Genomic DNA, 21,816 nt, shown 5'->3' with positions numbered 1-21,816 from the left:
TCGGTAAGCGAGGTGAGCTTTCCATCAATTATATCATAATCACGGTAAATGATATAAAAAGATGGATGGCGAAGATGTTGTTTATACACCGTGCCAGTGTAACAGTGCGGTTATCTGTTTGGTCTTCTTACCAGAAACCCAATACTTTCCACCATACGCTGCCGATAATTAGCCAGATAGGAATGACCACCAAACTGATTAGAAAACCGATTTTCCACCAGGTTGTGAGGGGGATAAAGTTGCAACCAAATAGGATAGCAGCAGGGCCACCGGAGTAATGTGTGGTCGCCATATACAAGTTACTGAACATGCCAAACACCAATCCTGTCAGCATTGGCGGTGCGCCTGCCGATATAGTGATAGAAACAAAAATCGTATACATGGCGCTGATATGGGCAATGGCGCTGGCCATCATATAGTGGCTGTAATAGTACGCCAGCAGTAGAATCCCCATCATCGGTACCCAATTCATGCCCTGTACCGAACCTGCCATTGAGGCTCCAAACCAGCGAATAAACCCCAGCTTATTCAGTTGGCTAGCGAGTGTTAGCAGCACCGCAAACCAAATCATAGTATGCCATGCTTCTTTCTCGGCAATGACATCATCCCAAGTCAGTACGCCGCTCAGCAGCAAGATAGCCAGACCAATAAAGGCGGTTATGGTGGCATCAATATTTAGCATAGTGCCACACACCCACAGGGTTACCAGCCCAATGAATACTGATAACACGATCCATTCATTGCGGCTCATTCGCCCCATTTCCTTCAGTTTTACAATGGCCTGTGCGCGCATTTCTGGGGTTTTTTTCAATTCCGGCGGATAAAAGCGATACAGTAGCAATGGGATGACCGTGAGAGAGATTAAACCCGGGACAATCGCGGCCAGCGCCCAACTGGCCCAGGTAATGGTTATTCCCATCTCGCCAGCCAGCTTACCTATCATCGGGTTACCGGCCATTGACGTCAGAAACATGGCACAAATAATGGCATTACACTGGACGATACATTGCACCAAAAAAGCCCCGATTTTGCGTTCAGTGCTTTGCTCGGGGTTTGATTCATATACATCAGATATCGAGCGAAATAGCGGTGTAATGATGCCACCACAACGAGCAGCAGTAGATGGCATCGCGGGTGCGAACAGTAAATCGGTGAGCACCAAACCGTAAGCCAGACCCAATGAACTATGGCCTAACTTACTGATAAATAAGTAACCGACCCGGCGGCCAAAACCTGTTTTAATAAAACTGCGTGAGATAAAGAAAGCGCAGGCTATCATCCAGATGATGGGATCAGAAAAACCAGCGAGCACTTCTTTAATGCTCAGCAAGCCGGTGGCGGTGGCGGCTGTCAGACCGAATACTGCCATGGCACCTAACGGATAAGGTGAGAGAATCACACCAATCACTGTCGCGGCAAAGACCGCCATGAGGTGCCAGGCGCGTGGGTCAACAGATTCTGGTACTGGGCTAAACCAGATGCTTATCCCAATTAATAGGATAAGCAGCATTTTTCCTATTCGTGTTTTGAGTATCAACATGATTATTTACCCTGATGTTATTTTATATGCAGTAATCTTCGCCAGCAGGAATAGAAATAATTAACATTATTAATGTTGTAATTACATGAGGTAACTGTATACAGAAAGTAATTCCATCATTCTTTTTAACGTTACTCTTGTATTATACGGAGTGAGGGGCGTGGCGAGAGAAATATATTGTTCTGATCTGAGTAATTCAGACAAAGTTTGTCGATTACTTTACTTTATTAATTATAATTGGCGAGTTTTCATCTATTAAAATAACGTGATTTTGTCTTAATAGATAAGATAGTAGGGCAGGTTAGGGAGATAAACATAGCTTGTATAAATTAAATGCATCAGTTAAGAAATAATGCATAACGTATAAACTTTATTATGAACTATTTCATTTTTGTTTGGGCAGATTTTTATTTTATTAAGAATAAAACTTTATTTTTCTATAACAAAAAACCCGCACAAAGGCGCTGAGGGATCCCCACTAATTCAGCGCTAATAAACCAACACCATACTTCGGTAGGTTTTGGCGAGGTGATTAAGAACTGCATCCAGTGCTGTTCGCGTTAAAATTAGCGGAGAGTGTCGCAAGATATTCTCCGCTAATGTCAGATAAGATATAACCCGTCGTGACTTAAGGCTGTTAGCCTGATACCTCAGATGTAACCCTTTATTTTCAGCATGATAGCCAAGTAACCATAATACTGCCGTGCTTAACGTTGCCAGAAGACTTAACACCAGTATACGCCCCGCTGTGCGGCTGTGACTGGCGCGAAGCCCAAAGCCAAAACGTTCACTTTTCTCATCGCGAAAATTCTGCTCTATCTGCATCCTGCGACTGTATAACTTCATGACTTCACGTGGTTTAAACTCCTCTGTACTGCTAAAGATAAGCCACGGTTCTTTTGCTGCGGCGCGTCCGTCCCGCTCTTGCGAATAGCGAGATATCCGGCAACGGGCACGTTTATTCTGCCGCCCTTTGGGTTCCTTTTTATGCAGGTAAAAGTGACCATCACAGCGGGCATATTCTGCACGTGCGAGTGTCCCCGGCCCCAGATATTCAGGTTGGCCACTGGCCGATAATTCCTGCCGCCTGAACCAGTGCTCACCTTTTTTATCCAGCCGGAGCTGGATATTGCCTCTGACTCGCCCGATAAAATCCCAACCCAATGATTTAATATGGTGAAACCAGGCATTTTGAAAACCGGCGTCAGTGACGATGAGTACCTTTTTATCAGGCGCAATAGCGGTGGCGATAGAATTCAGGAACTCTTTTTGTATCAATGCATTCTGTTGGTTATGCGAGGGAACAATTTGGCTCATTAACGGGATGGAACGACCATCACAAATCAGGCTGGCGCGTAAGACGTGGAATGCCTGTGAGGGATAACCACTCCAGTCAACAGCAATAACACACCAGGGAAGTCGGCGCGTAAGTAACGAAGTAATATTACGAAATATCAGAGGGATGTCATGGTGAAGAGCCGTATTACCTAACAGCCGGTCAACCCGTTTTATCTTGTGTTTTACCTGAGCGGTTCCCGGCAGATGGCGTCCGATACTGGTCAGGGTCAGAGAAGCGCCACGCGTCAATGCAACGGTTGCATCAATCAGGGCATTTTGACGATATTGATGAAACGGGGCTAAAGCGCCCCGGAAAAAGTTCTGGCATACTTTACGGGCAGGCATAGAGTTGATCTCGCTGAATTGGTTGCACAATCAGTAGATCATATTTTCTCTATGCCTGTCCTTTTTTCTGGGGATTCACCAGCGCACAAAGGCGGGTTTTTTTATTCAAAATGATTTAACTGCTCAGGACTATCACCTTCATCGCTATCGTAAATCATTCCGATATACCTGAGGTCTTGAAGCTATAGCGTCGAAGACCTAGGTATTTATTATTGACTCTTACAGAGCAATAACGTTTACCGCTGATGGGCCTTTAGCGCCATTCTCAATAGAGAATTCAACTTTTTGGCCTTCATCTAAGGTTTTGAAATCATTGCTCTGGATAGCAGAGAAGTGAACGAACACATCTTTGCTGCCATCAGCAGGAGTGATGAAACCAAAACCTTTGTCAGCGTTAAACCATTTTACTAAACCAGTCATTTTATTAGACATAGAGATACTTCCTTCAATTATTTTTGATTGCCGCCATAGGCGAGCGAATAGGCTTGGGCACAACTTATGGGGCACTTAGAAGGAATTTCGCGGAGAAGAGGTATCTGTCTGATAACGCTAATACGGGGAACTGCTTTACTAAAACTGCTTGCATAAATGTTACTGTCAACCGGGTACTGCTTGTTCATTTACTTGGGGAGCGGCTACACTGCTCGGGTCTGGCCGTCATCGCTGTCGGTAGCCAACTCCCCTAATCACACTGAATTACAGAGCGACTACGTTTACCGCTGATGGGCCTTTAGCGCCGCTCTCGATAGAGAACTCCACTTTTTGGCCTTCATCTAAGGTTTTGAAATCATTGCTCTGGATAGCAGAGAAGTGAACGAACACGTCTTTGCTGCCATCAGCAGGAGTGATGAAACCAAAACCTTTACCAGCGTCAAACCATTTTACTAAACCAGTCATTTTATTAGACATAGAGATACTTCCTTCAATTATTTTTTGCCACAATAACGTAGCGAACGTGGTCTGTTTTCAGAGGATAACTTATTGGGCACTTAGGAGGAGACTCACGGAGAAGGGATATCTATGGATAGCGCTTGAACTGAGGACTGCTTTACTAAAACTGCTTTCATAAGGTCTGTGTTCCAAACCGATGACGCTATTTAACCACAACACATTCCCCGTGGCAACCTAATATTTGACTGTCATAACCAATGTCAATGGTTTTTTACGCTAAAATTGTATAAATCGAGGTCATTTTAATGTTACGAAACAGTCAATTAGGGCAATAAAAAAATAGTCCATTTTTTTTGTATTCAAGCGCTAAATGCCGGGGTGAATCCCCCGGCATTTGAGTTTAACGAGGAGAAACTGTCACAGTACCGCTGCGATCGCTAGCAATAATGACGCGTTGACCTGCGCTGAAACGGGTTGGCCCTTGCGCCTGCACGACAACAATGCTGCTGCCATCATCACGACGAATTTCCAGTTGTACACCTTCACTGCGGTTCATGGCGCTTTGTATGCCCTGACCCGCTACACCACCGGCAACGGCACCACCTGCGGTTGCCAAGCTATTACCACGGCCCCCGCCGATAGTATTGCCCAAGAAGCCACCGACTACAGCCCCGCCGATAGCGCCAGCTACATTATTTTCACTACCACCTTGAATAGTGACCGGACGTGCGGAAACCACGGTGCCATAGGTGACGGTTTGTACCTGCCGTGCTTGAGCGGCGGTAAAGGTATCACCCGACGCTGTTCTGTTGTTGGCGCATCCACTTAATACAGTAGCTGCGAGTGCTACGGCAATGATCATTTTATTCATAATTAACCCCTAATTATCAGTACAAGTCCGATGTCAGCTAGCTATCACCCAAACTATAGATAACTGTTAACAATGACTATAGCGTGATAATGATTCATTTGAGGAGATAAATAATGAGCAGATATAGATATAGACGAGTTCCTGCTGACTTTTCATGTTACCGTCATGGCTAAATACGACCCATTTATATCTTCAGGAATGTTGTCTTGTTACGCTCGATGATTTCAACCAAGATTTTCCGTCTCGACTTAGGTCGTTTAATTCTTATTCTGGCTGTCATGAGCGCCTTTGTGACGCTGGCAAACAGTTTCTATGCCAGTTATCGGGTTCAACGGCAGCTATTGATCGATAATACACTGGAAGCTAACCGTGTTTATGCCGCTAAGCTGGCGTCCAGTACGGAGATTTTTTTGCGGAGTGCGCAAAAGCAGCTTCACTACAGCAGCATGATCGCCGCAAAGCATTTTGACGATCAGGGCGTTCTGAAAGCGGAAACCGCACGACTCAAATATCAGACGGATAGTTTTAACTCGGTAGTGATAACCGATGCTCAGGGTATTATCCGCGCCACATCGCCAGACAGCCTCCAACTATTGGGCCACACTCTGACATCACCTGGGTCGGCAGAGGCACTCAAGCTCCGCCGCCCCATTATCAGCAAGCCATATGTGTCAGCAGCTAACAATCTGGTTATCAATATATCGACACCCATTATCACGCCGGATGGACACTATCGCGGATACATAGGCGGGACTATTTATCTGCGTAAGCAAAGTATTTTAAATGAGTTACTGGGTGAACATTACTATCGCGATGGTTCTTACATTGTGGTGCTCGACGGCGAGCGGCGCATTCTTTATCACCGAGATGTTAATCGTATCGGGGAGATACTAGAGCCAAAGCCGATTACAGAGGCAGCCAAAAAAAATGACAATGGTAGCTTGATGGTGACCAGCACCAATGGCGAATCGATGCTGGCGGGCTATGCCGTTGTGGATCCGTCAGGTTGGGAAATTATTACCCTGCGGCCAGAATCCTCTACTTTGAAGCCGTTGGAAGGGTTGATGCTGAAAGGGCTGGGGCATATTGCGCCGCTGGCGTTACTCACATTGTTGGGCGTTTGGTTATTATCGCGGTTAATTGCTCGCCCGCTGTGGTTACTGGCAGGCAGCGCCAATGATATGGATAAACCGGATATTGCCAGTAGCATCAAAGAAATTCCCTCATGGTATTTCGAGGCGACGCAGCTTAAACGGGCCTTGTTGATAGGTATCAGTCTATTGCAAAAGAAAATCGGCAAATTGAGGTTCGAAGCGCATACCGACCCCATGACTGGTCTGTATAACCGGCGCGGGCTGGCGATGACGCTCGAACCTATCGCCCAGCTCGGGCAGCATTTTTCTGTCATTGCTCTGGATATTGACCACTTTAAATCAATTAATGACTCTTATGGTCATGATGTCGGTGATGAGGTTATCAAGCAATTGGCAATACAAATTCGTGATAGCTCCCGTGACAGCGATATTCTGTGCCGCAGTGGCGGTGAAGAGTTTCTGATGTTGCTGCCGAGCACGGTGCCGGATGTTGCCATACAGGTTGCTAACCGGCTGCGGCACAATGTAGAAATGATGGCGATGCCGGGTATCCGACCTATCACGATTTCATTGGGTGTGGCGTTTTGGAATGGGGTCGGGGTGCCGGAGGATGCGCTGAAGCGGGCGGATGAAGCTTTATACCGAGCGAAACAGAAAGGCCGTAATCGAGTGGAAGTTGCCTAGAAATCACCTAACAAAAAAGGCGCGCTCCGTGTGGAGTACGCCTTTTTAAACAACAACTTAACTGACTAGTATCAGTTCATGCCGTAGAATGGCATATATGGTTTTTGTGCTTTTTTATTCATTCGTGTTAATGCATTTTTTATATTTAAGTTCAATTGGTTACGTTGCTTTCTGTTTTTATGTTATTCACTGCTTTTGGGTTCTTGCGACAAATAGTGTATAACAATTTGTATAACAGAAATGGGGTTGTCATGGCCGGTGAACTGAACAAGCTAACAGATAAAAAACTTAAAAATCTGCTTGGAACTACCAGGGCGAAATATGAGTTTTTTGCTGATGGGGCAGGATTGAGCATCCGGGTTTCCACTACTGGTGGGATTAGCTGGACATACACTTATCGAATCACTGGCGGTGGCGCTAAATTGCATAGGGTTACCCTTGGTCGATATCCTGATGTGACTTTGAAACAAGCCAGAGAATTACGGGATAAATGTCGTTCTTGGCTGGCATCAGGGAAAGATCCTAAGCATCAGTTAAACCTTACTCTTACTGAGTCTTTAAAGCCGGTAACGGTAAAAGAGGCTCTGGATTATTGGGTTATTGAATATGCTACAGAACATAGGGCGAATGTGGAGAGACATAAAGCCCAGCTTAATAAGCATATTTACCCCTACATAGGCCATATGGCGCTGTCAGATTGTGAAACTAGATATTGGTTGCAATGCTTTGACCGCATGAAAAAAAACTCACCAGTTGCAGCCGGTTATGTATTGCAGATGTGTAAACAAGCATTGAAATATTGCCGAGTGAGGCGCTACGCAATCTGTGACGCCCTTGATTGGTTATCTATACCTGATGTCGGGAAAAGGCAGAGTAAACGCTCAAGAGTGCTTTCTGATAAAGAATTACGTGATGTATGGCTTGCTACCGAAGAAAATAACATGTTGCCATATTATCGAAATTTAGTTCGATTGCTGGTGGTATTTGGTGCTCGTACTCATGAAGTTCGTCTTTCTACTTGGAATGAATGGGATTTTGATTCCAAATTATGGATTGTCCCGAAAGAACACAGTAAGACGGGAGATAAAATAATAAGACCAATACCAGATGCAATATATGGATGGCTAGAAAGCCTTAAAGAGCAGAATAAAAAGAGCGGTTATTTATTAGGTGAAGAAAAAGATTCATCCGCTGTTAGCCAAACTGGGCGTGGTATTTGGAAAAGATTGGGGCATAGTGAATTATGGACACTCCACGATTTACGCAGAACGCTATCAACAGGTATGAATGATATGGGTATACCTCCGCATATCGTGGAGCTACTACTTGGTCACGCTCTGCCCGGCGTTATGGCAGTGTACAACCGCAGTCAGTATTTGCCTGAGAAGCTGGACGCACTGAACAAGTGGATAGAACGGCTGGATGTGATGGCCGGTAATCATGAAAACGTGGTTTTGCTATCACCAAACAAAACGGCGTAAACTGTAAATAGCGGGGCTAGGTCGGCCAACCGAAAAGCGGGAAACCCTACCCGCCTGTCTCGCTAAACTTTAATATAGGGGCGTTAAGGGTGACGAGAATGTCAACGAAAAAAGTTATCAGCCTTCCTGAGAAGAAGTATTTCCCGCTAAATAGAGTGGAAAGAGAAATTGGCATCGCTTGTGATGTTGAGGACTTGATTCATTTTGCAGCTATCGGTGAGGTTGAGCTATGCGTAAAAATAAATTGGCAAAGATATTTTGATCCTGACTCCATTGCCACCGATGATATTAGAATATTTTCGCGCTATGACTATGAAAAAGCCAGGAAAGCATTAACCGAGACTGATTATACGGGGCATCCAGAGTTGTCGTATCTTGAGGTTGCTTACGAAACAGATATTACTGTTTTTGAAGAGCAAATAATATATATCGGAGAGCCAAAGGATTTAATTCATATCCCTGTTGAAATAAAAGGGATGTTTGCTGTATCTAGTGAATTGTTTTCTTTTTCTGAGAAAGCCTTAATCGACGGTGGTATTTTTTATGAAAAAACACTGAAGCTACCAAGAGCAAATGATTTCTCAGTATATGATATTACCTCTAGATCCGGTGGGGATGGAATAAAATATACACCTACTGGTATTTCAGGTCTTAACTATCCTGTGTCAATAAATAATTTATATATTACTAACGTTGAATTGGAACGCTTAATCAGTGGAAAAACGCATAGTGTTTTAGCGCAAGATAAATGTAACGATAAGCCAAATCATGGAAATGTAGAGCGCTTTGCCGCCAAAAGAGAACAAATACTTATGGCTGCTATGTACATACAAAAAGAATACCCTGAGAAATGTAAAACTTATGTTGATTGGGCTAAACAAATAGATATTTCTGCTATTAGTTTTTGGCCCGATACGGGTAAGCCGCCACTAGAAATTGATGGTATTGAGCGGTTATTGAGCAAGGTGTTTGACCCGAAGAAATGGTCTGGGAACTAAATTCAGCTTACGTAAGTTAAAATAAATTTATTCTACTTACCAGAATCGCAGTATTGATTTAATCAGAATGCTCTCTATCACCCCCGAACAGTAGAGAGCAGCATGACTATTAATCACTTCAACCCTACCCCAGAACAGCGCCGAGTTGTTCTAGCCGAATATGCCGAACCTTATGATCGCCTTGTGCGTGAAAAGGAACGTCAGCGCATTACTTCTATTTCCCGCTCAACTGCATGGCTTCTTGAGAATGAAGGCCGCTTCCCTGCCCGTAAGCCTCTTGGCCGCAACTCATGTGCATGGTTGCTCAGTGACTTACTTTGCTGGGTTCGCAATCCCCCGGCTGTAAATAACGTTAATACTCCATGTGGTCGCAAATTGGCCTAACAGAATGTCAATGCAAATTCACGCAAGATCGCCTGATCAGCGAAAAGAAATTAACTTGCGAGCAATTGCACAAAGTAAATAGCAGTATCTGAAATGCTGTCGCGGCGGCTCTAAATAATGAACTTATTGGAGCAATAAAATGGTATCTAAGAAAATAACTGCCTTGGCTGGCAGTACCCAAACTCAGCCTAAAATAGTACTCAGCGGTATTAACGTTAATGGCTTGCCTATCGAGTTTGTTAGTCAGTGGACAGAGTATTGGACTAAGCAAAGTTTCGCCATTTCAGTGCCTGCTATTATTCGTCGCCAGTATTACCCGGATGATTCAGCGTTCAGTGTAGCCATGCACAAAGCTGGTTATGTGCCGGTTCGTACGCGAAAGCTGACAGGGAAAGACGGGCGTTTCTGGTTGTATCGAGTAACCGGAAAAGATAAGGGGGTTGTCGCACCAGTTCCCGCTAATAGCAAGGCTTGCGGCCCATTTGTGCAGGTGTCACACAAGCCTCGATATGGTTATAACGAGGTCGCTTTAGATGGGATATTACTTCATGTGTATGGCGACCACATCCGTTTACTGACTAAAAAGCGGGTTCGTGTGAATGGTAAGCAGGTTCAGGGCTACACAGCTAAAGGTCTGCGTGTGGAGGTGGTGGCATGATGCTCACAACTCCAGCAGCCAGCCAGAATAAAGCCTTTCCCTTGGCTGGCATCCCGAACCGACTATCTTTGAGCGAGTCGCATACTAAACACCGCATTTCACCGAGTTTACCGGTACGGCGTAACCTGTTGATTAAACTTAATTGTGCTGAAATGGAATTAGCTAACTCATTGATTCTTGCACAAACCTGCCGCGCAGGGAGTCGAGTAAACAAAGACGAACAGTATTCGGGTTCGGCTGAACATAAACATTGCTTAGGTTCGGTAGTCATTCGAAACGGATGTAACAACGAAAATCAGCAGGTTACAGGCAAAGAAAAGGGAGGTACTGAGAATACCGCCCTTTGGGGTTATGGTTTTTTCCATCATGAGTTAAATCAACATCTTGCAGCGCGGCAGGATTTGCAGCTAGTTAGAAACTATTCGCAAAACCCACACATGCTAAATGATTACTCAAATCTGAGTCATGAGGAAAATCAACATCTTGCAGATCAGCATATCCGTACCTGCGAAATTTTCGTAGGTCAGCCCGTTGGTGCTTCCTTGGCTTTGCGCCGCTGTAGTTCCTCACGCGCCACGCTGACCAGCCGGTTAATTTCCTCACTGGCCGTAATGCCAATCGCTTCTACCTGCTCCAGCGCATCGAGCGACGAAAGCAAGGGGTTCTCTGTAGCACCCTCTGTCTGGCGTCTGGCTATTTCCCCGCGAACCGCAGTGACGATGAACTGTGCCTTTGTCTCGCCAGCTTTCAGTGACGCTTCCATATCATTTACGACCTCATGTGGGAAACGAGCATTAAGTTGTTGTGACTTGTTGTTAGTTGAACTGGTTGACATTCTGCGTCCTCTTCTTTTAGGTGGTATTCAGTATGTCATAAAAACGAATACCACAAAAGACTTGTATTGCGATTCACTTATGTTTATTGTGAATCGAGTGTTTGGGATGCGTGTTATTTACCAATTCAAGCACAGTAAAAACAGCGAAGCCCCGCGAGTGCTTGCAACACCGGCAGGGCCTCTTACCACCAACGATAGATTAGATATCGAGGTAGCTATGTTAAATCATACCCCAACTCGCTTTAAATTTCTCTTTCTCGCCGTGCACCGTTCTGACCTGAACGCCAAGCCGCACCGTGAATCAGCAACCGCCCATTCTGAACAAGATGCCCGCCGCTCTTTGGCCGGTCAGTTCGTGCTTTCCTTCGCTGGACGTCTGCCGGAGGTGAACCATGCGTAAGCCTATCCCATTAGATTTAGCGCTCTATCGCACCGGTTTAGCCTGTTCGCTTTATGAAACCATTTTGGAGAAGGCGAGTGATGAATGTTCGAAGCAACTACTCGACCTGATATCCCTAGCTTGTGACATCAATAGTGAAGTTAACCGTTCCCTCAGCGCCGCAATGGAGGCCACTCATGGATAAGTTAGCCCCCTGCGAAGTAGCCGATGTGCTCTTTAACCTCTCTCGCCTGCTGGAAGTTGCTCAAATGCTGATATGTGATCCAGAAGGTGAAGACATCGGCTATGAACTTCTTGGATTTGCACAGCAACGTGCAGCAAAAGCCGCAAATAATATCGAGGGGGTGAACTATGCGCGAACCGCTGCCTAATGACCGCTATAAAGACAATCACGGCTTACTCGTCACTGTACAGTCCGTGGCGTTTAACCGGGTCACCTTTAGCCGTGATGGATATCCGGCACCTTGCATCATGCCTCAGGCGCGTTTCGTTGCTGAATTCACTTTTACCGGGAGAGCGTAGCTATGAAAACCAACGAATCCGTACCTCTGGATGTTGCTACTCATAAAGCTGGTCAATTAAACGCTCTCTTGCTGCTGATGTTCGAATCCAATGTTGATTTAGATATTACTGACGAAAAAGAGTTAATCGGGTTAGCACTGGATCTCGCCGGGCCTGTGGCGGTTCATTTGCTCGAACGGGAGGCTGTACAAAAATGACATTCGTTGAGGACGTTCGCAGCAAAGCTAAAGGCCACTGGGAAGCTATTTTCCAACGTCTGGATATTCCGACCAATCGCGGCGAGGGTGAGTGTCCAAGCTGTGGCGGTAAAACCCGCTATCGATTTGATGATCGGGAGGGGCGCGGAACCTACTATTGCTCACACTGTGGCGCGGGTACCGGCTTGGATTTAGTAATGAAGGTTAACCAGTGTGACGCTCGTTCAGCGGCGGAAATGGTCGCGGGTGTAATGGCGCTGCCCTTGCCAGAGCCGAAGCCAGCCAGAGAGAAGCCTCAACCCAACATCGCTATAGCTGACAAGGTGGCGGTGCTGGTGGCTAAAACAGTATCGGGTGAATCTCAGTACCTACACAATAAGGGCCTTCCAAGCCCCTCCAATGCCTTACTCAGTGACGGCTCTCTGTTGCTGATACTGCAAGCAATGGACGGCACCACCATCGGCGCACAGGTGATTAACCCTGACGGTTCAAAACGGTTATTAGCGGGTACCACAAAAAAAGGTTCATTTATTCCGGTAAGGCTCCAATCACCAACAGAGGACGAACAGCCTGTAACGGTGCTGATCGCCGAGGGTTACGCAACCGGCGTTACCGTTTCGTTACTGGATGATGGGGTGGTACTGGCCGCACTGGACGAAGGCAACCTAATTCACGTCGCGAAGGTCTGCCGTGAACGGTGGCCACTGGCAAAAATCATCATTGCCGCAGATAACGACTGGCACGAATCGGGAGAATGTGACGAAAAAGGTAAACTCAAACTGAATATTGGTGTTATCTCCGCTGAAAAAGCCGCCATTTCCGTTTCTGGCTGGGTAGCCACGCCACCGACTCACCATAAAGCCGACTGGGACGACTACCGCCAACAAAACGGCACAGAGGCCACTACGCGCGCTTTTACTGAATCACTGTATCAACCAAAGGGGGCGAAAATGAAAGCTACCGTTACCGCTATACACAATGATAAAAACTCTCGCCCGGCGTTGTCTCAGATGGCAGCAAGTCAGCGGGGAGAGCTACTAGCAGAACGTTATGGGCAGATCACCGTCAACCCAGAAAGTGAGACGGTTTATCGTTATAACGGTGAGCGGTGGGAAAAAGTCCCTGACAGCGAGCTACAGCGCGAAATGGTCGCTATCTTCAATGAGAATGAAACACCTTATTCTCCTACCGGAATTAAAAACGCGATTGAAGCCATGAAGCTGCAAGTGCCAGTTATGACAACTCAGCCGCGCTACTTAATTGGTTTCAAGAATGGCGTGTATGACCTGCGAGAAAACGCATTCAGAGCACATAAGCCGGAGGATTGGCTACTTAATCATAATGGCATCACGTTCACCCAACCACTGGCGGCAAATGAATGTCTTGAGGTACACGCGAGTAATTTCTACAAATGGCTATCTCATGCGGCGGGTCGTGACGCCGGGAAGATGGAACGCATTAAGGCTGGGTTATTCATGGTGCTGGCGAACCGTTATGACTGGCAGCTATTTCTTGAGATAACCGGTGAGGGAGGTAGCGGAAAAAGCGTATTTACTCATATTGCTACATTATTGACCGGGGAACATAACACCGCCAGTGGCAATATGGCGGCGCTGGATAGCGCCAGAGGCCGAGCGCAGTTTGTCGGGAAAAGCCTAATCTTGCTTCCTGACCAGTCTAAATACGTGGGCGAGGGAACGGGAATTAAGGCTATTACCGGCGGTGACTTGCTTGAGATTGACGGCAAGTATGAGAAGCAATTTAGTATTATTTTACAGTCGGTAGTACTTGCAACGAATAACGAACCTATGAACTTTACTGAACGTCAGGGAGGGATAGCCCGGCGCAGGGTTATTTTCTCTTTCAATAACCCTGTCAGTGATGATGAGAAAGATCCACTTTTGAGTGAGAAAATTAGCGTGGAATTACCTGTCATTATCCGTCACCTGTTAACTGAGTTTGCCAGCCAAGATAAAGCTAAATTGCTTCTACTGGAGCAGCGTAATTCTGATGAGGCATTAGAGGTAAAGCGAGGCACAGATCCAGTTATTGATTTATGCGCGGCACTGTATTTCATGAGTGAAGCTCGAGGGTTGCTCATGGGGGGTGGAAAAAGCATTGAATCCGAGCCTAAAAAATACCTGTATCACCTTTACAAAGAATTTCTTGAGTTTCAGGGGTTAGGTAAGCCGCTGGCTGTAACGTCATTCGGTAAGGCGATGAAAAATGCGGCGAATGAATACGGCAAGGAGTACAAAACACGGGAAATCAACGGGCGCAAACAAACCAATGTGGGGTTAACGGAAAAAGTGAACGGCTTCCTTCCTCATGTGTGGGGGCTGGATACGCCGGATTAAGTCCCTACATATAAAGTTTTATCTATTACTATCTACTCTATCTACCAAATGACTTCAAAGCCAGACAGGACAAGGGTTACAGCTTGGTAGATAGTGATTTTTTATTGTCTACCTATTATCTACCTTATCTACCAAATTATGCACTAACTCCACTGAGTGACTTTTGGTAGACAGGTAGATAGTAGTAGATAGCCAGTAGGTAGTGTTTTTGTGTTCTCTACCAAGCTGTAGGCCACGTCATTACTGGGTTTGGCATGATTGGTAGATACAGTAGACATAAAACAGCCAAAACTTTTAGTAGGGGGGGGTAGGAACTGACAAAATCCATAATCAACTGTTAAATAGCTGTCCGAAAGTTAACCCGTCAGTATTGATGCTTCTTTCTGGCTGGCTTAAATTCAAGCCAACTAATTAATATAGTAATCGGAGAGTGAAATATGAGTGAGATAGCAGAATATCTTGATGATCGAAACATGGGAAATCTTGAGACAATGTCTCTTGATGAATATAAATATCATCTGGAGCATGAGCATTTTTTATTTGTCGAGGGGCATGGTTTTCTGGTTGATGATTTTACAGGGCGGCGTTTTGCCGCTAGCCAAGAGCAACTTGACTTGCTGATCGCTTATTTGCAGAAACAGAGAGAAGAGATGTCGGAGCATGATAAGCGGTATGTTTAAATAAATAGTTTTGTAAATGTTTTGTTCTCATGCTTATCCGTGTTTACCCCTCGATATCTGAGGGGTTTTCTTTATTATTTTCAGTCATATATTGGTCAGTGACACTCCGACGGGAGCCGTCACTTTAGCCGTTTAGCGCCCACCTTTCCGCACTGGAATTCTGTTAAACGGCTTTACCTTTTAAGTTGGTTTCCCGTCTGTATTCACACTTACGGAAGCCACTATGAAAAAATTGTTAGAGTTACGCCAGAAGAAAGCCGAGTTAGCCACGCAAATGCGCTCACTGCTGACCAAGGCCGAAGATGAAAAACGCAGCCTTACCCCCGAAGAAGCCACCCAGTTTGATGAAATCCGTGCTCAGGCAGATGCTCTGGTTACTGATATCACCCGTTATGAATCCCTTGCTGATGAAGAACGCACTCAGGGCGGCAAAGCCAAGCCTGTAGACGATGGTAAGAAAGTGACCAACGACGAGTTACGCCATTACATCATGACCGGCGAAACCCGCATGTTATCCACTACCGTGAATGAGAGCGGCGGCTATTCTGTTATCCCTGAGCTTGACAGTGAAATTATGCGCATGTTGGCTGATGAGTCAGAAATGCGCCAAATTTGCACCGTCAAAACCACCAAATCCAACGAGTATAAAAAACTTGTGTCCGTGGGCGGCGCGGCGGTAGGTCGAGGTGTAGAAGGTGCAGCCCGTACCGAAACCGCGACGCCTAAGCTGGAAGAGGTCAGTATCAAGCTGAACCCTATCTATGCTTACCCGAAAACCACGCAGGAAATCCTCGACTTTAGTGACGTAGATATCTTGGGCTGGTTGACCGAAGAGATCAGCGACACCTTTATTGAAACCGAAGAAACCGACCTTGTTAACGGTGACGGTACTAAAAAGGCTAAAGGCTTCCTGTCATACCCTCGTGCTGCAACCGGTGACCGTACTCGCCCATTCGGAACGCTGGAAAAAATGGTTGCTGCCGGTGATGACCCTACCGCTGACGAACTGATTGATCTGGTCTTCAAACTCCGCCGCCGCTACCGCAAAAATGCTGTTTGGGTGATGAACTCTAACAGTGCCGCCATGCTGCAAAAGATTAAAAACGGCAATGGGGATTATATCTGGCGTGACCGTCTGCAAGCTGGCGATCCGGATATGTTGCTGGGCCATCCAGTGCGCTATCTGGAAAACATGCCCGATGCTGAACCGGGTAAACCAGTAATTGCTATAGGTGACTTCAAGCGCGGCTATTTCATCGTCGATCATGAAACAGGCACCCGCACCCGTCCTGACAATATCACCGAACCGGGCTTCTACAAGGTTCACACTGATAAGTATCTGGGGGGTGGGCTGGTGGACTCCAACGCGATTAAAGTTCTCGAAATCGCAGAGTAAGCAACAGGGGCTACGGCCCCTTTCTTATCAGGGAGTTTACCAATGAAAGATACCGATTTTGAGATCCGCACCGCCAGCTTATCCACCAGCGATAAAAAGTTAGTGGGTTATGCCGTGAAATGGAATAGCCGCTCAGAGGTGCTGTGGGATGAGTTTGTAGAGCAGTTTGCCCCAAATGCCTTTAAAGCCAGCCTTGCAGCTGGTACCGATGTTCGCGCTTTGTTTGAGCATGACTATACCGCGCTGTTAGGCCGCACCCAGTCAAACACCCTCGTATTGAGTGAGGATGCTACCGGTCTGCGTTTTGAATTGACCCCACCCGATACCCAGTTAGGCCGTGATGTGCTGACCATGGTTGAACGTGGTGACATTTCCGGCATGTCATTCGGGTTTAGGGCATTAAAAGACCAGTGGGACAGTACCAAACAGCCTTATATCCGTACTGTGTTGGCGGCTGAACTACGGGAAATCACCGTGACCAGCTTACCGGCCTACCGTGAAACGGATGTTCAGATAGCCAAGCGTTCACTGTTAGCCCAACACCCGGAGCTGGTGGATCTGTCTCTGCGTTCCCATTGGGCTTATCTGGCGGGGTTGTGATATGTGGCCGTTCAAACGCAAGACCGAAAGCCGTTCAATGACCATTGATGAGTTTATGGCGCTGGCTGGCATCCCCAATACGGGGGCCGGTGAACATGTGTCTGCTGCTACTGCTGAATCTCTGCCGGCGGTTATGAATGCTGTGACCGTTATCAGCGAAGCGGTGGCCTCGATGCCGTGTTACCTGTACAGAGTTCAGAATGATAAAAGAGAATGGTTATCGGAGCATCCGGTTGATTACCTGCTGAATGAATACCCGAATGATTGCCAGACCCCTTACCAGTTCAAGCGCACGATGATGCGTCATTGTCTGCTGAATGGTAACGCTTATGCGGTTATCGAATGGGGTAAGGATGGCAAGCCGCAATCACTGCATTCTTACCCACCTCGTGCCGTGGTACCCAAGCGCCTGAGCAATCACCGATTCGCCTACACCATTACACACCCGGACGGAACGGTAAAAACGTACCTTCAGGAAGAAATCTTACACCTGCGACATGCTACTGAAGATGGTTTCCTTGGGCGTTCTCCGATCACTGTCTGTCGTGAAACTGTTGGACTTGGACTGGCTCAACAACGTCATGGCTCGTCGGTGATGAATAACGGCCTGATGGCTTCCGGCGTATTGACAACCGGTGACTGGTTAGACGGGCCAAAAGGCGCTAAGGCACTGGAAGCACTGGAGCGTTACAAAGGCGCACGCAATGCCGGTAAAACGCCGATTATCGAAGGCGGCATGAAGTACGAGCAGTTAGGCATGAGCAATCAGGATGCTGAGTGGTTGGCCTCTCGTCGCTTCACCATTGAAGACATTGCCCGGATATTCAATATCAGCCCGATATTCCTGCAAGAGTATTCCAACAGCACCTACAGCAATTTCAGCGAGGCGAGTCGCGCTTTTCTGTCTCAGACCTTGCGCCCCTGGCTAACAAATTTTGAGCAACAGGTTAAAGCCTCTCTTCTGGTGGCCAGTCACCCGGTTCAGGTTCGCTATCAGGTGGAGTTTGACACTGCCGACTTGCTACGGGCCAATCCTCAAGAACGTTTCCGCAGTTACGAAACCGCCATTAAATCAGGCGTGATGTCTCCGAATGAAGCGCGTGAGCGTGAGGGGATGCCAGCGTATGCCGGTGGTGAGGAATTCAGTCAGGCATGGAAACAGACTGTACAGGTGAAATCCGACGATGCTAAGGACGACCTATGAGAGCTGGCGGCTTACGACACAAAGTGACGATACAGACGTTTACCACGACTCAGCTACCGTCCGGTCAGCCATTAAAGCAATGGAACGATGTCGCCACAGTCTGGGCCGAAGTGAAAGCAATCAGTGGCCGTGAGTTGATAGCCTCTGGTGCGGAAATGTCAGAAATCACTATTCGGATCTGGATGCGTTACCGGGCTGACGTGAGTTCTGCGAACCGCATTCGCTTTACCGTCAGGGGTGGCAAGCCCATGAATTATGACATTACCGCAGTGATACCCGATGAGAAAGCCACCCGGTTAGAGCTGCTGTGTAAGGGAGGTGTGAGCCAATGATAACGCTGGATGAGGCAAAGCTACATTGTCGTGTTGATGGTGATTATGAAGATTCACTTATTCAGATTTATATCGATGCCGCGATGGAGGTCTGTCAGCAGCATATCGGTAAACGGTTTGATGCCGGTCTGGAGTTCAATCCTGCTATTCGTGTGGGGTGCCTGATGTATGTATCTCAATTGTATGACGGCCGGACGATGGTCAGTGAGGTTGAGGCTAAAGAGGTGCCACTGACCATTTCTGCATTGTGGAGTACTTATCGCGATCCGGGGGTGTACTGATGCCAGTCCATCCATTGAAACGTTGTAGCTATCCCGGATGTCGCGCACGTGTGAAAGCTGGCCGTTGTGCTGAACATAAGCGGGAAGCCAGAGTGCAACAGGATTCGCAACGTGGTTCTCGTCGTGAACGTGGCTATACGCCCAGATGGGATAAGTACCGCCTGATGTATCTCAAGGCTCACCCGCTTTGTGTCCGCTGTGAGAAGCAAGGCATCTATACCCCCGCCAAGATAGTCGATCACATTATCCCGATTGATGGTGGTGAAGATGTTCTGTTCTGGCCGGAGAGTAATCATCAAGGTTTGTGTGTCAGTTGCCACAGTCGTAAGACCACTACGCAAGACCCTGTGACAAAGCAGCAGCGCAAAGCGGGTAAGTTCCATGAGCAAGAGGAGGCCGCCAAGCACCGCAATGATTGGATACATGAGTACAACAAAAATGCGTGAAGAAGAGATGCAGCGATTAATCAACGAGTTACAGCGTAGTCGCGATGGTTTTATACAGAGCCATAGCAAGGCGTCTAAGCAAGCCACAGGCAAGCGTATGACGAAGCGTGACCGTGAGCTAATGGATGCGTTCCGAAACCGGTGACGAGGCGCAGGGCAAGGGGTGGGGGAGGTTTGAGGACAAAGCCCAAGACCGCTGGCACCACCCGCCTCCTCAAATTTTTACGCGCGGCACTTTTTTTCGTAGCAGTAAAGGCACAGGAAACAGTAATTTATGGCTAGACCACCCAAAGCCCCCACTTATTTAGATGAGATTGCTACCGCAGAGTGGAAGGCAAGGGCAAGGCAGTTGATGGAGCGCGGCGATCTGATTGATGCTGATTGGCGTAACCTTGAATTGTATTGCCTCAACTACTCAATGTACCGTCGAGCCGTGGCAGACCTCGCGGCGCGGGGGTTTTCGGTTGAAGGTTCTCGCGGTGCGACCACCACGAACCCTGCGTTGAAAGCCAAGTCTGACGCTGAGAAGATTATGATAAAAATGTCCTCGTTGATGGGCTTTGATCCAGTATCTCGCCGCCGTAATCCGGTGGAAGTTGATGAGGCAGACGCCCTTGACAGCCTATAACCGGTACGCGCTGGAGGTACAAAGCGGCAAAATCCCGGCCTGTATGCGGCTAAAACAGGCCGTTGAGCGGTACTTTAATGACCTGAATAACCCACTTTATACGTTCGATGGGGCCACTGTAGAGCGCTTTATTGCCTTCTCTCACCTCTGCCCTCACGTAAAAGGCCCTCTACGGGGTCAGCCTATCGTGCTGGAGCCGTGGCAACAGTTTGCCTTTGCCTGTTTGTTGGGGTTCAAGGTGGCAGCTACAGGCCGCAGGAAGTATCGTAGTGCTTACATTCAGGTACCTCGCAAGAATGCCAAGTCAACGGTAGCGGCTATTCTGGCTAACTGGTTTCTGGTGATGGAGCCGGGCCAGCAAGATATCTATACCGCCGCCGTGAGTCGTGATCAGGCCCGTATCGTATTTGATGATGCCCGTCAGATGAGCCTTATCTCAAAGCCCTTACGAAAGCGTCTCACTATTCAGCAGCACAAACTGATTTATGCCAAGACTAACAGCCTGTTAAAGCCTCTGGCCTCTAAAGCCTCGACCATTGAAGGGACGAACCCCAGTCTGGCGGTGGTGGATGAGTACCATCTTCATCCGGATAACGCCGTTTATTCGGCGCTTGAGTTGGGAATGGGTGCCCGGCCAGAAGGGATACTCTTTGCCATCACCACGGCGGGTAGCAACGTGGTTTCAGCCTGTAAGCAACATTATGATTATTGTTGCCAGATATTGGCCGGTGAAGAGCAAAACGAATCGTTGTTTGCCCTGATCTACGAACTGGACGACGAAAGCGAAGTTGAGCAGCCCGAACAATGGATTAAGGCTAACCCTAATCTGGGTGTTTCTGTTGATGTTACGGCACTGACTGACACCATCAATAAGGCGCGGGGCATTCCCTCGCAATGGGTTGAGATGCTGACCAAGCGCTTTAATATCTGGTGTCAGGGTGAGACGCCGTGGATGGGTTCCGGTGCATGGGACGCCTGTATAGCCGATTACAGCGAGGATGATTTAGTCGGGCTGGAGTGTTACGCCGGGTTAGACCTGTCATCAACCAGCGATATTACCAGTGTGTGCTACTCGTTCCCGGTTGAGAATCGTGTATTGCTGCTGACCCGCCACTATATCCCCGAAGCCCAGTTGAATAATGCCGCCAATAAGAACCGGGCCATATATCGGCAATGGGTTAAAAGTGGCTGGATACGCACCACGCCGGGCGATTGTATCGATTACGACCGCATCCGTGATGATGTGTTGGCAGACAGTCAGCGGTTCAGCATCAAGTTGGTAGGGTTTGATACGTGGAACGCTACCCATCTTAGAACACAGTTACAGGGTGCCGGTCTGGATGTCGAGCCGTTCCCGCAGACCTATATGAAATTTAGCCCGGTAGCCAAGTCTGCCGAGGTATTCGTTAACCGCAAGGTGATACAGCACAACGGCGATCCAGTCTTGGCTTGGGCGATGAGCAACGTTGTGATGGAAACCGACGCCAACGCCAATATCAAGCCGAACAAGAAGAAAGCCGCCAACAAGATAGACCCGGCTATTGCCTTCCTGATGAGCTTTGGCACTTACCAGATTGAGCATGAAGATTTTGCGTACACCTTGAGTGAAGAGCAACAACAGCGGCTTAAAGCCTTTGACGGTATCTAACAGGAG

At 47.4% G+C, this 21,816-nt stretch carries 26 protein-coding genes; 20 read left to right on the top strand and 6 right to left on the bottom strand.

The window, feature by feature from the left end:
• Window positions 1–127 precede the first annotated feature (127 nt).
• The 5 genes from DXZ79_RS18350 to DXZ79_RS18330 all read right to left on the bottom strand — a co-directional run bounded on the left by DXZ79_RS18350 (window position 128) and on the right by DXZ79_RS18330 (window position 4,985).
• The gene (locus DXZ79_RS18350; RefSeq protein WP_038638588.1) at window positions 128–1,540 is read right to left on the bottom strand and encodes a DASS family sodium-coupled anion symporter; all 1,413 of its coding nucleotides are present in this window, start codon (window positions 1,538–1,540) and stop codon (window positions 128–130) included.
• Between the two features lie 489 nt (window positions 1,541–2,029).
• The gene (locus DXZ79_RS18345) at window positions 2,030–3,223 is read right to left on the bottom strand and encodes an IS4 family transposase (RefSeq protein WP_120011132.1); all 1,194 of its coding nucleotides are present in this window, start codon (window positions 3,221–3,223) and stop codon (window positions 2,030–2,032) included.
• Window positions 3,224–3,442: 219 nt separating this feature from the next.
• Window positions 3,443–3,655 carry a cold shock protein CspG gene (gene cspG / locus DXZ79_RS18340; protein ID WP_005163087.1) on the bottom strand — a complete coding sequence of 71 codons (213 nt, stop codon included), beginning with the start codon at window positions 3,653–3,655 and terminating at the stop codon, window positions 3,443–3,445.
• Between the two features lie 264 nt (window positions 3,656–3,919).
• On the bottom strand, window positions 3,920–4,132 hold the full coding sequence (gene cspE, locus DXZ79_RS18335) for a transcription antiterminator/RNA stability regulator CspE (protein WP_011817288.1): 213 nt from the start codon (window positions 4,130–4,132) through the stop codon (window positions 3,920–3,922).
• A 382-nt stretch (window positions 4,133–4,514) separates the two neighbouring features.
• A complete protein-coding gene (locus DXZ79_RS18330; RefSeq protein WP_038638593.1) occupies window positions 4,515–4,985 on the bottom strand; it encodes an outer membrane lipoprotein in 471 nt (156 codons plus the stop codon).
• 218 nt (window positions 4,986–5,203) lie between these two features.
• Here DXZ79_RS18330 and DXZ79_RS18325 point away from each other — a divergent pair, with 218 nt between their 5' ends.
• From DXZ79_RS18325 to DXZ79_RS18305, 5 genes are all read left to right on the top strand, one after another.
• Window positions 5,204–6,763, top strand: coding sequence for a sensor domain-containing diguanylate cyclase (locus tag DXZ79_RS18325; protein ID WP_038638596.1), 1,560 nt, complete (start codon window positions 5,204–5,206; stop codon window positions 6,761–6,763).
• Window positions 6,764–7,014: 251 nt separating this feature from the next.
• Complete coding sequence (locus DXZ79_RS18320; protein WP_046694452.1) at window positions 7,015–8,244, top strand: tyrosine-type recombinase/integrase; 1,230 nt, start codon at window positions 7,015–7,017, stop codon at window positions 8,242–8,244.
• A 98-nt stretch (window positions 8,245–8,342) separates the two neighbouring features.
• A complete protein-coding gene (locus tag DXZ79_RS18315; RefSeq protein ID WP_046694453.1) occupies window positions 8,343–9,242 on the top strand; it encodes a hypothetical protein in 900 nt (299 codons plus the stop codon).
• 102 nt (window positions 9,243–9,344) lie between these two features.
• Window positions 9,345–9,626 (top strand): helix-turn-helix transcriptional regulator, encoded by a 282-nt coding sequence (locus DXZ79_RS18310; RefSeq protein WP_046694454.1) that lies wholly within the window; start codon window positions 9,345–9,347, stop codon window positions 9,624–9,626.
• 139 nt (window positions 9,627–9,765) lie between these two features.
• Window positions 9,766–10,284, top strand: coding sequence for a hypothetical protein (locus DXZ79_RS18305; RefSeq protein ID WP_050078199.1), 519 nt, complete (start codon window positions 9,766–9,768; stop codon window positions 10,282–10,284).
• Window positions 10,285–10,807: 523 nt separating this feature from the next.
• Here DXZ79_RS18305 and DXZ79_RS21055 read toward each other — a convergent pair.
• Complete coding sequence (locus DXZ79_RS21055; RefSeq protein ID WP_244942298.1) at window positions 10,808–11,119, bottom strand: YlcI/YnfO family protein; 312 nt, start codon at window positions 11,117–11,119, stop codon at window positions 10,808–10,810.
• Between DXZ79_RS21055 and DXZ79_RS21215 the strand changes: the two genes are divergently transcribed.
• The 15 genes from DXZ79_RS21215 (at window position 11,004) to DXZ79_RS18225 (ending at window position 21,810) form a co-directional block, all read left to right on the top strand.
• Complete coding sequence (locus tag DXZ79_RS21215) at window positions 11,004–11,519, top strand: host cell division inhibitor Icd-like protein (RefSeq protein WP_342353622.1); 516 nt, start codon at window positions 11,004–11,006, stop codon at window positions 11,517–11,519. The two genes, DXZ79_RS21055 and DXZ79_RS21215, sit on opposite strands and share 116 nt — an antisense overlap.
• On the top strand, window positions 11,512–11,703 hold the full coding sequence (locus DXZ79_RS18295) for a hypothetical protein (protein ID WP_038830238.1): 192 nt from the start codon (window positions 11,512–11,514) through the stop codon (window positions 11,701–11,703). The genes DXZ79_RS21215 and DXZ79_RS18295 overlap by 8 nt, the downstream gene beginning before the upstream one ends.
• On the top strand, window positions 11,696–11,890 hold the full coding sequence (locus tag DXZ79_RS18290) for a hypothetical protein (protein WP_120011529.1): 195 nt from the start codon (window positions 11,696–11,698) through the stop codon (window positions 11,888–11,890). The genes DXZ79_RS18295 and DXZ79_RS18290 overlap by 8 nt, the downstream gene beginning before the upstream one ends.
• Window positions 11,871–12,041: a DUF4222 domain-containing protein gene (locus DXZ79_RS18285; protein WP_038830240.1), complete on the top strand. Its 171-nt coding sequence runs from the start codon at window positions 11,871–11,873 to the stop codon at window positions 12,039–12,041. Before DXZ79_RS18290 ends, DXZ79_RS18285 begins: the two co-directional genes overlap by 20 nt.
• 2 nt (window positions 12,042–12,043) lie before the next feature.
• A complete protein-coding gene (locus tag DXZ79_RS18280; protein ID WP_120011528.1) occupies window positions 12,044–12,238 on the top strand; it encodes a hypothetical protein in 195 nt (64 codons plus the stop codon).
• A complete protein-coding gene (locus DXZ79_RS18275; protein WP_120011527.1) occupies window positions 12,235–14,595 on the top strand; it encodes a primase-helicase zinc-binding domain-containing protein in 2,361 nt (786 codons plus the stop codon). The genes DXZ79_RS18280 and DXZ79_RS18275 overlap by 4 nt, the downstream gene beginning before the upstream one ends.
• Window positions 14,596–15,032: 437 nt before the next feature.
• Window positions 15,033–15,275: a hypothetical protein gene (locus tag DXZ79_RS18270; RefSeq protein ID WP_046694461.1), complete on the top strand. Its 243-nt coding sequence runs from the start codon at window positions 15,033–15,035 to the stop codon at window positions 15,273–15,275.
• 223 nt (window positions 15,276–15,498) lie between these two features.
• The gene (locus DXZ79_RS18265; protein WP_120011526.1) at window positions 15,499–16,671 is read left to right on the top strand and encodes a phage major capsid protein; all 1,173 of its coding nucleotides are present in this window, start codon (window positions 15,499–15,501) and stop codon (window positions 16,669–16,671) included.
• Between the two features lie 42 nt (window positions 16,672–16,713).
• Window positions 16,714–17,271, top strand: a complete 558-nt coding sequence (locus DXZ79_RS18260) for an HK97 family phage prohead protease (protein WP_046694463.1) — start codon at window positions 16,714–16,716, stop codon at window positions 17,269–17,271.
• Between the two features lies 1 nt (window position 17,272).
• Entirely contained in the window at window positions 17,273–18,475 is a 1,203-nt protein-coding gene (locus DXZ79_RS18255; RefSeq protein ID WP_050078270.1) for a phage portal protein, read from the top strand.
• Window positions 18,472–18,807, top strand: a complete 336-nt coding sequence (locus DXZ79_RS18250) for a phage head closure protein (RefSeq protein WP_025376816.1) — start codon at window positions 18,472–18,474, stop codon at window positions 18,805–18,807. Before DXZ79_RS18255 ends, DXZ79_RS18250 begins: the two co-directional genes overlap by 4 nt.
• A complete protein-coding gene (locus DXZ79_RS18245; protein ID WP_046694465.1) occupies window positions 18,804–19,088 on the top strand; it encodes a head-tail connector protein in 285 nt (94 codons plus the stop codon). The genes DXZ79_RS18250 and DXZ79_RS18245 overlap by 4 nt, the downstream gene beginning before the upstream one ends.
• On the top strand, window positions 19,088–19,534 hold the full coding sequence (locus DXZ79_RS18240; protein ID WP_046694466.1) for an HNH endonuclease: 447 nt from the start codon (window positions 19,088–19,090) through the stop codon (window positions 19,532–19,534). The genes DXZ79_RS18245 and DXZ79_RS18240 overlap by 1 nt, the downstream gene beginning before the upstream one ends.
• A gap of 274 nt (window positions 19,535–19,808) precedes the next feature.
• A complete protein-coding gene (locus DXZ79_RS18230) occupies window positions 19,809–20,162 on the top strand; it encodes a phage terminase small subunit P27 family (RefSeq protein ID WP_120011524.1) in 354 nt (117 codons plus the stop codon).
• The gene (locus DXZ79_RS18225) at window positions 20,149–21,810 is read left to right on the top strand and encodes a terminase large subunit (protein WP_050078206.1); all 1,662 of its coding nucleotides are present in this window, start codon (window positions 20,149–20,151) and stop codon (window positions 21,808–21,810) included. The genes DXZ79_RS18230 and DXZ79_RS18225 overlap by 14 nt, the downstream gene beginning before the upstream one ends.
• The last annotated feature ends 6 nt before the right edge of the window (window positions 21,811–21,816 follow it).

This window comes from Yersinia rochesterensis, from assembly GCF_003600645.1.
GTDB classification, from domain to species: domain Bacteria; phylum Pseudomonadota; class Gammaproteobacteria; order Enterobacterales; family Enterobacteriaceae; genus Yersinia; species Yersinia rochesterensis.
The sequence above is the reverse complement of the archived record's forward strand: the minus strand, read 5'-3'. Positions and strand labels throughout refer to the sequence as shown.